At 69.1% G+C, this 12,606-nt stretch carries 11 protein-coding genes; 4 read left to right on the top strand and 7 right to left on the bottom strand.

The window, feature by feature from the left end; all coding sequences use genetic code 11:
- Nucleotides 1–23 precede the first annotated feature (23 nt).
- The 3 genes from topA to plsY all read right to left on the bottom strand — a co-directional run bounded on the left by topA (nt 24) and on the right by plsY (nt 4,495).
- Nucleotides 24–2,651, bottom strand: a complete 2,628-nt coding sequence (topA, locus tag AC07XS_RS02165; protein ID WP_182713507.1) for a type I DNA topoisomerase — start codon at nt 2,649–2,651, stop codon at nt 24–26.
- A gap of 138 nt (nt 2,652–2,789) precedes the next feature.
- Nucleotides 2,790–3,860 carry a DNA-processing protein DprA gene (gene dprA, locus AC07XS_RS02160; protein ID WP_182713506.1) on the bottom strand — a complete coding sequence of 357 codons (1,071 nt, stop codon included), beginning with the start codon at nt 3,858–3,860 and terminating at the stop codon, nt 2,790–2,792.
- Entirely contained in the window at nt 3,857–4,495 is a 639-nt protein-coding gene (plsY, locus tag AC07XS_RS02155; RefSeq protein ID WP_152950601.1) for a glycerol-3-phosphate 1-O-acyltransferase PlsY, read from the bottom strand. The genes dprA and plsY overlap by 4 nt, the downstream gene beginning before the upstream one ends.
- Before the next feature lie 127 nt (nt 4,496–4,622).
- On the opposite strand from plsY, the gene AC07XS_RS02150 reads away from it, so the two are divergent.
- Nucleotides 4,623–5,558: a glycerophosphodiester phosphodiesterase family protein gene (locus tag AC07XS_RS02150; protein ID WP_182713505.1), complete on the top strand. Its 936-nt coding sequence runs from the start codon at nt 4,623–4,625 to the stop codon at nt 5,556–5,558.
- Nucleotides 5,559–5,627: 69 nt separating this feature from the next.
- Nucleotides 5,628–6,809 (top strand): 5-demethoxyubiquinol-8 5-hydroxylase UbiM, encoded by a 1,182-nt coding sequence (gene ubiM / locus AC07XS_RS02145; RefSeq protein ID WP_182713504.1) that lies wholly within the window; start codon nt 5,628–5,630, stop codon nt 6,807–6,809.
- A 130-nt stretch (nt 6,810–6,939) separates the two neighbouring features.
- Here the strand turns inward: ubiM and pyrC are convergent, their stop codons facing one another.
- The 4 genes from pyrC to ruvX form a co-directional block, all read right to left on the bottom strand.
- Nucleotides 6,940–8,211 (bottom strand): dihydroorotase, encoded by a 1,272-nt coding sequence (gene pyrC, locus AC07XS_RS02140; protein ID WP_182713503.1) that lies wholly within the window; start codon nt 8,209–8,211, stop codon nt 6,940–6,942.
- Between the two features lie 45 nt (nt 8,212–8,256).
- On the bottom strand, nt 8,257–9,237 hold the full coding sequence (locus AC07XS_RS02135) for an aspartate carbamoyltransferase catalytic subunit (RefSeq protein ID WP_182713502.1): 981 nt from the start codon (nt 9,235–9,237) through the stop codon (nt 8,257–8,259).
- Between the two features lie 63 nt (nt 9,238–9,300).
- Complete coding sequence (locus AC07XS_RS02130; protein ID WP_182713501.1) at nt 9,301–10,224, bottom strand: AEC family transporter; 924 nt, start codon at nt 10,222–10,224, stop codon at nt 9,301–9,303.
- Nucleotides 10,221–10,700, bottom strand: coding sequence for a Holliday junction resolvase RuvX (ruvX, locus tag AC07XS_RS02125; protein WP_182713500.1), 480 nt, complete (start codon nt 10,698–10,700; stop codon nt 10,221–10,223). The genes AC07XS_RS02130 and ruvX overlap by 4 nt, the downstream gene beginning before the upstream one ends.
- Nucleotides 10,701–10,813: 113 nt before the next feature.
- Here ruvX and gatC point away from each other — a divergent pair, with 113 nt between their 5' ends.
- Entirely contained in the window at nt 10,814–11,101 is a 288-nt protein-coding gene (gene gatC, locus AC07XS_RS02120) for an Asp-tRNA(Asn)/Glu-tRNA(Gln) amidotransferase subunit GatC (protein ID WP_008261275.1), read from the top strand.
- A 2-nt stretch (nt 11,102–11,103) separates the two neighbouring features.
- Nucleotides 11,104–12,582 carry an Asp-tRNA(Asn)/Glu-tRNA(Gln) amidotransferase subunit GatA gene (gatA, locus tag AC07XS_RS02115; RefSeq protein WP_182713499.1) on the top strand — a complete coding sequence of 493 codons (1,479 nt, stop codon included), beginning with the start codon at nt 11,104–11,106 and terminating at the stop codon, nt 12,580–12,582.
- Nucleotides 12,583–12,606: the final 24 nt, after the last annotated feature.

Here is a 12,606-nt window from a genome sequence, read left to right as displayed (position 1 = left end):
CGGCGGGAGAGGGGCCTTATGAGTCAGTCTTCCGCCTTCGCCTTGGCCTTCTTCGCCGGCGCCTTCTTGGCGGCGGGCTTCTTCGCAGCCGCAGCCTTCTTCGACGCAGCCGTTTTCTTCGCCGGCGCCTTCTTCTTCGGCGCCGCGCCGGCCTTGGCGGCGAGCAGGGGCAGGGCGGCTTCCAAGGTCAGGTCTTCGGGCGCCGTGCCTTTCGGCAGGGTGGCGTTGATCTTGCCCGATTTGACATAGGGGCCGAAGCGGCCGGCCATGACGTGGATCGGCTCGCCCGTCTCGGGGTGGGCGCCCAGGTCCTTCAGCGGGGCCGCAGCCGCCCCGCGGCCGGGACGACCGGCGCGCTTCTCGGCCAGCAGGGCGACGGCGCGGTTCAGACCGACCTCGAACACCTCGTCGATGTCCGAGACATTGGCGTAGGTGCCGGCGTGCAGGACGAAGGGACCGTAACGGCCCAGGCCCGCCGTGATCATCTTGCCGTCCTCGGGGTGAACCCCGACCTCGCGCGGCAGGGCCAGCAATCGCAGAGCCTGGTCCAGCGTCAGGGACGCGGGCGACCAGCCCTTGGGCAGGGACGAGCGTTTTGGCTTCTCGCCGTCCGGCGGCGCGATTTCGACATAGGGGCCGAAGCGGCCGATCTTCAGCTGCACGGGGTGTCCGGTCGCCGGATCGACCCCCAGTTCGCGATCGCCGCTCTCGGCCGACCCGTCCTCGGCCGAAGGACTGGCGACGGGGCGAGTGTATTTGCAGTCAGGATAGCGCGAGCAGCCGATGAAGGCGCCGAACCGGCTGGTCTTCAGGCTCAGTTGGCCCTGATGGCACAGGGGGCATTCGCGCGGGTCGGACCCGTCGCCCTTGTCGGGGAAGATATGGGCGCCCAGGCTCTCGTTCAGGGCGTCCAGAATGGCGGTGGTGCGCAGTTCCCCCGCGGCTTGGGTCGCGGCGTGGAAGTCCTGCCAGAACTCGCGCAGCAGCACCTTCCAGTTCAGGTCGCCGGCCGACACCTCGTCAAGCCGGGTCTCCAGAGCGGCGGTGAAGTCGTACTCGACCCATTTGCTGAAGAACTGCTCCAGGAAGGCCGTGACCAGCCGCCCCTTGTCCTCGGGATAGAAGCGGTTCTTGTCCACCCGCACATATTCCCGGTCGCGCAGGGTCGACAGGGTCGAGGCGTAGGTCGACGGGCGGCCGATGCCCAGTTCTTCCAGCTTCTTGACCAGGGTGGCTTCCGAATAGCGCGGGGGCGGTTCGGTGAAATGCTGATCGGTGCGGATGGCGTCGACCTTGGCCTTGGCGCCCTCCTTCAGGGCGGGCAGGCGGCTGGTGTCGTCTTCGCCCTCGTCGCCTTCCGCGCCCTTCTGCTTCTCGTCGCGGCCTTCCTCATATACGGCCAGGAAGCCGTCGAAGGTCACCACTTGGCCGGTGGCGCGCAGGCCGGTCTGGCCGTCGGAGGTCTCGATCTCGACCGTGGTGCGGTCCAGGCGCGCGGCCTCCATCTGCGAGGCGACCATCCTTTTCCAGATCAGCTCATAGAGGCGCTGAAGATCGGAATCGAGGCGCAGGCTGTCGGGATGGCGGGCGATGTTGGTCGGCCGGATCGCTTCGTGCGCTTCCTGAGCATTCTTCGCCTTCACCTTGTAATGGCGAGGTTCGGCCGGGACATAGGCGGGGCCGTACTCCTTGCCGATCACCTCGCGCGCCTGGGCCAGACCCTCGGGGCTGACCGAGACGCCGTCGGTCCGCATATAGGTGATCAGGCCGCCGGTCTCGTCCACGCCCTCATACAGTTTTTGCGCCGCCTGCATGGTGCGCTGGGCGGTGAAGCCCAGCTTGCGCGCAGCCTCCTGCTGCAGGGTGGAGGTGGTGAAGGGCGGCGCCGGGTTGCGACGGACCGGCTTCTTCTCGACCGAATTGATGGTGAAGTCGCCGGCCTGGATGGCGGCGCGGGCGGCTGCGGCGGTCGCCTCGTCCTTGATGTCCAGACGCTGCACCCGCTTGCCGGCGTGCTTGACCAGGCGGGCGGTGAAGGGCGGGCTGTCGGCGTTCAGGTCGGCCTCGATGGACCAGTATTCCTGAGGCTTGAACTTCTCGATCTCCATCTCGCGATCGACGACGATGCGCAGCGCCACCGACTGCACCCGCCCGGCCGAGCGCGCGCCCGGCAGCTTGCGCCACAGCACCGGCGACAGGGTGAAGCCGACCAGATAGTCCAGGGCGCGGCGGGCCAGATAGGCCTCGACCAGCTCCATGTCGATCTGGCGCGGCTTGGCCATGGCGTCCAGAACGGCGGACTTGGTGATGGCGTTGAAGGTGACGCGCTCGACTTGGGTGTCCTTCAGCGCCTTCTTCTTATTCAGAACCTCCAGCACGTGCCAGCTGATGGCCTCCCCTTCGCGGTCGGGGTCGGTGGCCAGGATGACGCGGTCGGCGCGCTTGGCGGCCTCGGCGATTTCGGACAGGCGCTTGGCGCCCTTGGCGTCGGCCTCCCAGTGCATGGAGAAGTCGTCGTCGGGCAGGACCGAGCCGTCCTTGGACGGCAGGTCCCGGACGTGGCCGTATGAGGCCAGGACCTCGTAGTCCGAACCCAGATACTTATTGATGGTCTTGGCCTTTGCGGGGCTCTCGACGATGACGAGGTTCATGCGTGTTCGGTCTCGGGAAGGGGCGCGAACGTGGTTGGAGCGGAGCCATGTGTCAATGCACCGGCCGCCGGGCGCCCGTAAACTTGCGGAATATCGGGTGACTATCACGGATCGAAGACGAATCCGGAAGAGACTTCACTATATCGACGCCAGACCGCCCGGCAGCAGCTCGGCTCGGCCGGCCAGGCTCAGCTCCAGCAGGGCGGCGGCGACCTGGCCCATGGGGGCGTTCAGGGCGCGAGCGATCTCGTCGCGCGGCGTCGGGGTGGGCGAGAGCAGGGCGGCGACCCGGTCCAGGAAGGCGTCGTCCACCTCGCCATAATCCATCGGCTCCGACGGCGGCGCGCGCAGGCTGCGCAGGGTGTTGAAGGCGCGCTCGATGTCCTCGATCCCCTCGCAGAGGATGGCGCCCTGGCGCAGCAGTTCGTTCGGCCCCTTGGCGCGCGGGTCCAGCGGCGAGCCCGGCACGGCGAAGACGTCGCGCCCCTGTTCGGCCGCCAGTCGGGCGGTGATCAGGGATCCCGACTTGATCTCCGCCTCCACCACCACGACGCCGCGCGACAGGCCCGAGATGATGCGGTTGCGGCGGGGGAAGTCCCGCGCCTGGGCCCGCGCGCCGACGGGGCTTTCCGACACGACGCAGCCCTGGTCGATCAGCCGCGCGTAAAGATCCGCGTGTTCGGGCGGATAGACGTCGTCCACCCCGCCGCCCAGGACCGCGACGGTCCCCGTCGCCAGGGCGCCTTCGTGGGCGGCGGCGTCGATGCCGCGCGCCATGCCCGAGACGACGACATGCCCCGCCTGACCCAGTTGCAGCGCCAGGCCGCGCGCGATCCTCTGCCCGCCCGCCGAGGCGATGCGGGCGCCGACGATGGCGATGCTGGGCATGTTCAACAGATCGACCCGACCCCGCGCCCACAGAATCGGCGGCGGCGGGTCCAGGTTCGCCAACATCTCAGGATAGTCAGGATCGCCCAGCACCAGCAGGCGCGCGCCGATCCGCTCGCCGTCAGCCAGTTCGCGCTCAATGCCTGCGACGGGCGGCGGAATGGAGGCCGCGCCGGACTTGCGGACCAGGTCGGGCAGGACCTCCAGCACGCGGACAGCTGACCCATAACGGCCCAGCAACTGGGAAAAGGCGACGGGACCGATGCGGTCGGTGCGGGCGAGCCGCAGCCGGGCGAACCGTTCGTCCGCCGCCGGGGTCACGCCTTCTTGGCCCCGATGCGCGGCTCCTCGCCCTTCAGCAGCCGGGCGATGTTCTCGTGGTGGCGGATCCAGATCAGCACGGCGGCGAAGACGGTCAGGGCCAGGATCGGCATGTCCACCGGCAGGCCGACGGCGGCCAGCGGCAACAGGGCCAGAAGGGGCGCAGTCGCCGAGGAGATCAGGGCCGCCAGCGACGAATAGCGGAAGGCGAAGGCGCTGATCAGCCAGACGGCGCCTGCCATCAGGCCCAGGGGCCAGGCGGCGGCCAGCAGCAGGCCATAGAAGGTCGCCACCCCCTTGCCGCCCTTGAACTTCAGCCAGACGGGAAACAGGTGGCCCAGGAAGGCCGCGCCGCCGGCGATGGCGCCCGCAGCCTGGCTGTCGAACAGGGCGCGGGCGATCAACAGGGCGACGGCCCCCTTGCCGGCGTCCAGCAGCAAGGTGGCCAGGGCCAGGTCCTTGCGCCCGGTGCGCAGCACATTGGTCGCGCCGATATTGCCGGAGCCGATGTTGCGCACGTCGCCGGCGCCGGCGGCGCGGGTGATCACCACGCCGAACGGGATCGAGCCGAGCAGATATCCGCCCAGCGCGACCAGCGCCAAGGTCCCGACCGCGGGCCCCACCAGATCCTGCACTTTGATTCTCTCCCCGGGAAATGCAGCGGCAAAATGCGTCGGCGCGCCTTACGGAGCAAGGGCGATCCGGCCTCTTGACCCGATGAATGACGCAGGGTCAGGTCCGCCCGCCTTTCCGGAGACTCTCATGAGCCGATATTCCACCGCCGTCGCCGTCTCGATCCTGCTGATGTCGGCTTCGGCCTGCGTCGGCGCTCCGACCGGCGGGGAGGGGGCCGTGTCCCGCCCGGCCATGGCCGCCTATTTCGACTGTGTCCGCGACGGCGGCGTGGCCATCTCTGCCCATAGGGCGGTCTCGGCGCCGGATCAGCCCGAGAACTCCATCGCCGCCATCGAGGCGACCGGACGGGCCATTCCGGGCGCCGTCCTCGAACTGGACGCGGTCCTGACCAGGGACGGCCATTTGGTGCTGATGCACGACGAGACGATGAACCGGACCACGACCGGCCGGGGCCGCGTCGCCGACCTGACCCTGGCCCAGGTCAAGGCCGCCCGGCTGAAGGCGTCGAACGGCGCCTTGACCGAGGCCGCGCCCCCGACCCTGGCCGAAGCCCTGGACGCCGCCGGCCGCGTCGGCGCCATCGCCAGCCTGGACCTGAAACCGGCCGAAGGCGCGACCACGGTCGATCTGGCGAAAGCCATCATCGCCCAGGTGCGGCGCTCGGGCGCGCAGAACCGGGTCATCCTGATCACCTATAATGACGCCGACGCCCGCGCCGTGGCGGCCCTGGCGCCGGAGATGATGATTTCGGCCGGTCTGGACGGCGTCGAGGATCTGGACGGTCTGAATCCGGCCCAGATCCTGGCCTGGACCGGCACGCGCGAGGAGCGGCCCGCCCTATGGTCGGCCCTGCGTCAGGCGGGGATCGAGGTCCAGTTCGGCACCCTGGGGGCGGAGGGGCGCCGCCGCGACGACCGCTACGCCGCCGACGGCGACGTCTCCGAATACCGCGACCTGTTCCGCCAGGGGGTGACCGTCATCGCCACCGACACTCCTCTGGCGGTCCAGTCTGTACTGGGCGCGGAAGTCGCCAAGGCCGCCGCCTGCCGCCGCCCGCGCTGACGCGACGGTTTGCGCTCGATCAAGGAGCGGACGAACGGGCTAGGGCAGGGGGAAGATCAGGAGTTCAGCATGCGCGATGATCTGATGTTCGACGTGGCCGTGGTCGGGGCCGGCCCGGCCGGCCTGGCCTTCACCCGGTCGCTGGCCGGGGCGGGGCTGACGATCGCTCTGATCGAGGGACAGGACGAGGCGGCCTTGCGCGACCCGGCCTTCGACGGACGCGAGATCGCCCTGACCCACAACTCCATCCGCCTGTTAAAGTCCCTCGGCGCCTGGGACCGGGTTCCGGCGCAAGAGATTTCGGACCTGCGCGAGGCGCGGGTGCTGGACGGCGGCTCGCCCTTCGCCCTGACCTTCGACGTCGGCGGCGCCGACCGGCTGGGCGTCCTGATCCCCAACCACCTGATCCGCCGCGCCCTGTTCGACGTTGTCGAAGGCCAGGCGGGCGTGATCCTGATGGCGGGGCGGCGAGTGGCCAGCTGCGCCGTCCAGGGCGCCGCCCCGCGCGGCCGGGTCGTGCTGGACGATGGGACGACGATCCGGGCCAGGCTGATCGTGGCGGCGGATTCCCGCTTTTCCGGCGTGCGCGACCAACTGGGCGTCGGGGTCGAGATGAACCGGCTGGGCCGGTCGATGATGGTCTGCCGGATGCGCCACGACCAGGCGCACGGCCATGTCGCGACCGAATGGTTCGACCATCGCCAGACCGTCGCCCTGCTGCCGGTCGCGGACGCCCAGGAGCGGGTCTCCTCCGTCGTCCTCACCCTGGCCGCCCCCGCCATCGCCGACCTGATGCGCCTGTCGCCCGACGCCTTCGCGGTCGAGATGGAACGGCGGCTGAAGGGCCGGCTGACCGGGCTGGAACTGGTCAGCGAACGCTGCGCCTATCCGCTGGCCACCACCTGGAGCCGCCGGTTCGCGGGCGAGGGTTTCGCCCTGATCGGCGACGCCGCGGTGGGCATGCACCCGGTCACCGCCCACGGCTTCAACCTGGGTCTGCGCGGACAGGACGTCTTGGCCAAGGTGTTGAAGTCGGCGCGGGGCGGGGACATCGGGTCGGGACGTCTGCTGGCCCGCTATGAACGCGACCACCGCCTCGCCAGCTGGCCCCTGTACCAGGGCACCAACGCCCTGGTCCGCCTGTTCACCCAGGAAACGCCCCCGGCCCGTCTGGCGCGCGGCGCCGCCCTGCGCGCCGGCCAGGCCACGGCGCCGTTCAAACGGGTGGTGAAGCGGATGCTGACGGCGTGAACACCGTCATCCTCGGGCTTGACCCGAGGATCGGAAGGTCCGCCGTTGATGCGACGAAGGTTTAATCGGTCCAGGACCGCGTCCGATCCTCGGGTCAAGCCCGAGGATGACGAAAGTAGCGAAGCGGGCTTCAGAAAACCTTACGGCCGCCCACCCAGGTCCCGATTACCTTGCCCTGCAGTCTGCGTCCGTCGAACGGCGAGTTCTTCGACTTGGAGCGCAGCGTATCCGCATCCACGATCACCGGCGCGCCGGGGTCGAACAGCACCAGGTCGGCGGGTGCGCCTTCCGCCAGCACCCCGGCGTCGAGGCCCAGCAGCGCCGCCGGTCCCTGGGTCAGGGGCCGCAGCACGTCCAGCAGGTCCAGACCGTCCTCGTGGTGCAGGGTCAGGGCGGCCGGCAGCAGGGTCTCCAGACCCACGGCGCCGGGCGCGGCCTCGGCGAAGGGGCGGCGCTTGTCCTCGGCCGGGGCGGGGGCGTGGGCCGAGGTGATGACGTCGATCAGCCCCTCACGCACCGCCTCGATCAGGGCCTGGCGATCAGTCTCCGACCGCAGCGGCGGGTCCAGCCGGTAGAAGGTGCGATAGTCGCCGATATCCACCTCGTTGAAGCACAGGTGGTTGATCGAGACGCTGACGGCGACCTCCAGTCCCTTGGCCCGCGCCCGCGCCAGGGTCTCCAGCGCGCCCTCGGTCGAGATCTGGTCGACCAGGAACCGGGCGCCCGTCTGTTCGACCAGGGCCAGGTCGCGCTCCAGCCCGATCCGCTCGGCGATGGCCGGGCTGCCGGACAGGCCCAGCCGCGTGGCCAGCTCGCCGGAGGCGGCCACCGCTCCTTCTGTCAGCCAGGGGTCGGCCGGACGACAGGCGATCAGGGCGTTGAAGGCGGCGGCGTAGCTCATCACCCTTTGCAGGGTGCGGCTGTTGACGATCACCTTGTCGCCGTCGGTGAAATAAAGGGCGCCGGCCTCGTCCATCAGGCCGATCTCGGCCATCCGCTGGCCGTCCAGGGCCTTGGTCGCGGCGCCGGCCGCTCGGACATTGACCAGATTCAGGGCCGCGCCGCGCCGCTGGATGAAGTCGACCATGGCCGGGTCGTCCACGGCGGGATCGGTGTCGGGCTGGACCACGATGGTGGTCACGCCCCCGGCCGCGGCGGCCAGGCTGGCGGACTTCAGCGTCTCTTTCGGTTCAGCGCCGGGTTCGCCGGTCTTGACCCGGATGTCGATCAGGCCGGGCGCGAGGCAGTGGCCGTCGGCGTCGATCACCTGATCGGCGTCGATGGGCGATGCACGGTGAACGACGCGCACGATGCGGCCATTCTCGATCAGGACGCCGCCGGGGCCGTCATAGTCGCTGGCGGGGTCCAGCACCCGGGCGTTGATGATTGCGAGCGTGTTCATCGGAAATCCTCCCCCGTTGGGGGAGGATTTGAGCGTTCGTCGTCATCACTTGTCCCCCCAACGGGCCGACAGGGAAGCCAGCACGGCCATGCGGGCGGCGACGCCCATCTCGACCTGATCCTGGATCAGGGAGACGTCCAGATCGTCGGCCACGTCGGAATCGATCTCGACCCCCCGGTTCATCGGCCCGGGGTGCATGACCTTTGCGCCGGGCTTGGCCCAGGCCAGCTTCTCGCGGTCCAGACCCCAGAAGCGGAAATATTCGCGGGTCGAGGGCACCAGGGCGCCGGCCATCCGCTCCAACTGAAGCCGCAGCATCATCACCACGTCGCAGCCGGCCAATCCCTCGCGCATGTCATGGAAGACCTCGCAGCCCCAGCGGTCGGCGTCGCCGGGCACCAGGGTCGGCGGCCCGACCAGACGCACCCGCGCGCCCATCATCTGCAACAGGGCGACGTTCGACCGCGCCACCCGGCTGTGGGTGATGTCGCCGCAGATGGCGACCGTCAGGCTGGTCACATCGCCGAAGGCCCGCCGCATCGACAGCAGGTCCAGCAGGGCCTGGGTCGGGTGCTCATGCCGGCCGTCCCCGGCGTTGACGACGGCGCACCCGACCTTCTGGCTCAGCAACTCCGCCGCGCCCGAGGCCGAGTGGCGGATGACCAGAATGTCCGGCTTCATCGCATTCAGCGTCACCGCCGTATCGATCAGGGTCTCGCCCTTCTTCACCGACGAAGAGGCCACCGGCATGGTGACGACGTCTGCGCCCAGCCGCTTGGCCGCGATCTCGAACGAGGAGCTGGTGCGGGTCGAGTTCTCGAAGAACAGGTTCACGACCGTGCGCCCGTGCAGCAGATCCAGGGCCTTGGACGACTGGCGATTGAAGTCGACGAAGGCGTCGCCCAGGTCCAGCAGCTGCGGGGTGACGAAGGGGTTCAGATCCGAGGCGGCCAGGAAATGGGCCTTGGGGAACGGAATCAGCCGCTCTCGAATGGTCTGGTCGGTGACGTCGTGGGGCTGGGTCATCGAGACGCGCCTATAGGCGGGAGTCGCCGCAAACGCCAGACCGGGGGCCGGCCGGGCCGCGGATCAAACGAAGTGGAACAGGGCCAGAAGCACCGGAATCACCACCGCGCTGCCGACGGTGGTCGAGGCGATGATCCCCGCGATCAGGGGCGCGTCCCCGCCCATCTGCCGCGCCAGCATATAGGAGGCGGCCGATCCCGGCGCCGCCCCGCAGATCAGGGCCACCCCCTGGGTCAGGCTGTCGCCGCCCAGGGCCCAGGCGATCAGCCACATCAGCGGCGGCATGACGCCCAGCTTGACCAGGGTCACGGCGGCGATGGTCCCCTGGCGGCGCCTGACCTCGGCGAAGGACAGACCGGCCCCGGCGACGATCAGCCCCAGGGGCAGGGCGGCCGCGCCCAGCAGGTCCATCGCATCCGACAGGCCGGGGATCAGCGGGACCCGCAGCAGGTTCAGCCCCAGACCGATCAGACAGGCCAGCAGGATCGGATTGACGATCATCGACTTCGCCAGCCCCAGCACCGAGGGCTCGCGCTTCAGCGCTCCCCATTTGGCCAGAACCGCCACACAGGTGATATTGGTCACCGGAATGATGAAGGCGATGGCCACCGCCGCCATGGCCGTCCCGGTCGAGCCGTAGACCGACTGGATCACCGGCACGAAGACGAAGCTGTTCCAGCGGATCACCCCCTGGAACACGCTGGTGTAGGCCGGCCCGTCCAGCGGGATCAGGGGCTTGGCCGCATAGGTGGCCGCCGCCACGATCAGGGTCGCCCCGACCGCCGCCGCCCCCGCCACCGTCGCCCCGCCGCCGGCCAGGTCCGCGTGCCAGATCGCCGGGATCAGGAAGCTGGGGTAGAAGATATTGATCGACAGCTTCTCGATCGGCCGCCAGGCCTCGTCCGGCAGGAAGCCGGACTTTCGCAAGCCGTAGCCCAGGGCGATCATTAGAAAGACCGGCAGGACGCCGGCGATCAGGCCGGTCAAATCCAGCTCGCCTGATCCCGCACCCGGTCCAGCGCGCCTTGCAGAATCCAGGCGGCGGCTGTGCGGTCCACGACCTCGGCCCGGCGCTTGCGGTTCAGGTCCAGGTCCTCGATCAGGAACCGCTCGACCGCGCTGGTGGACAGCCGCTCGTCCCAGAAGGCGACGTTGATGGGCCGCAGCCGCTCCAGATTGCGGGCGAAGGCGCGGCACGACTGGGCGCGCGGCCCTTCAGTCCCGTCCATATTGACCGGCAGGCCGATCACCAGGGCCGAGACCTTGCGATGGGCCATCAGCTTGAACAGATGTTCGGCTTCATGCGTGAACTTGGACTTGCGGATCAGCTCCAGCGGCGAGGCGATCAGGCGGGTGGCGTCCGACACGGCCACCCCGATCGTCTTCTCGCCCAAATCCAGCCCCATCCACGGGGTGTCGGGCGGGCAGGCGGCGGGCAGGTCGAGGAGGTCGAGAACAGGCACGGCCGGGCGGTAGGCCGCAATCCTGCGGAAGTCAAAGGCGTCACCTTGTGAATCCGAGGTCGGAAGGCTAATCCCGCCGATACATTCCCTATCGACGTGCATTGGAGGGCCGCATGGCCATCGACGCTGCGACGGTGCGCAAGGTTGCGCATCTCGCCCGCATCAAGACCCCCGAGGATCGGCTGGAGCCGCTGGCCCAGGAGCTGAACGGCATCCTGCAGTGGATCGAGCAGCTGAACGAGGTCGATGTCGACGGCGTCGAGCCCATGACCTCGAATGTCGCCCAGCCCCTGCGCCTGCGCGAGGACGTGGTCACCGACGGCGGCAAGATCGACGCCGTCCTGTCCAACGCCCCGAAGTCGGCCGACGGCTTCTTCGTCGTGCCCAAGGTGGTCGAATAATCATGAGCGACCTGACCAAACTGACCCTGAAGGCCGCCGTCGACGGCCTGAAGGCCAAGGATTTCTCCTCGGCCGAAATCACCCAGGCCTTTTTGACCGCCATCGAGGCCGCCAATCCGACCCTGAACGCCTATATCGAGGTGACGGCGGACAAGGCCATGGACATGGCCCGCGCGTCCGACGCCCGCATCGCCTCGGGCGAGGCTGGCGTGCTGGAAGGCGCCCCCCTGGGCATCAAGGACCTGTTCTGCACCGAGGGCGTCCAGACCACGGCCGGGTCCAACATGCTGCGCGGCTTTGTCCCGCCCTATGAATCGACCGTCACCGCCAATCTGTGGCGCGACGGGGCGGTCATGCTGGGCAAGCTGAACATGGACGAATTCGCCATGGGCTCGTCCAACGAGACCTCGGCCTTCGGTCCGGTCAAGAATCCGTGGAAGTCGACCGGCTCCAACGCCGATCTGACGCCGGGCGGGTCTTCCGGCGGTTCGGCCTCGGCCGTGGCGGCGGACCTGTGCCTGGCCGCCACCGCCTCCGACACCGGCGGCTCGATCCGCCAGCCCGCCGCCTTCACCGGCACGGTCGGGATCAAGCCCACCTATGGCCGCGCCAGCCGCTTCGGCATGGTGGCCTTCGCCTCATCGCTGGACCAAGCCGGCCCCATCACCAAGACGGTCGAGGATGCGGCCCTGCTGCTGCAATCCATGTGCTCGTTCGACGCCAAGGACTCCACCAGCCTCGACATCCCGACGCCCGACTGGACCCAGTCGGTCGGCCAGTCGGTCAAAGGCCTGCGCATCGGCGTGCCGCGCGAATATGTCGTGGACGGCATGCCGGCCGAGATCCAGGCCCTGTGGGATCAGGGCGTGGCCTGGCTGAAGGACGCCGGCTGCGAGATCGTGGACATCAGCCTGCCGCACACCAAATACGCCCTGCCGACCTACTATATCGTCGCCCCGGCCGAGGCCTCGTCCAACCTGGCCCGCTATGACGGCATGCGGTTCGGGCACCGGGCGGATGAGTTCAAGTCGCTGGACGACCTGTACGCCACCTCGCGCGCCGAGGGCTTCGGCAAGGAGGTCCAGCGTCGCCTGACCATCGGCGCCTATGTGCTGTCGGCCGGCTTCTACGACGCCTACTACGTCAAGGCGCTGAAGGTCCGTCGCCGCATCGCCGAGGACTTCGACAATGTCTGGGGCCGGGTGGACGCCATCCTGACCCCCTCGACCCCGTCGGCCGCCTTCGCCCTGGGGGACAAGCAGATCGATCCCCTGACCATGTATCTGAACGACGTCTTCACGGTCACGACCAACCTGGCCGGTCTGCCGGGCATTTCGGTCCCCGCCGGCGTCGATTCCAACGGCCTCCCGCTGGGCCTCCAGGTCATCGGCAAGGCCCTGGACGAGGCGACCGTCTTCCAGGTCGGCGCGGCGCTGGAACGGGCGGCGGGCTTTACGGCCAAGCCGGGCCAGTGGTGGTAGTTTAAATGGGAAGGGGCCGGCGAG

It is taken from the genome of Brevundimonas sp. GW456-12-10-14-LB3, from assembly GCF_059424365.1.
This window is presented reverse-complemented; position numbering and strand designations above follow the sequence as displayed.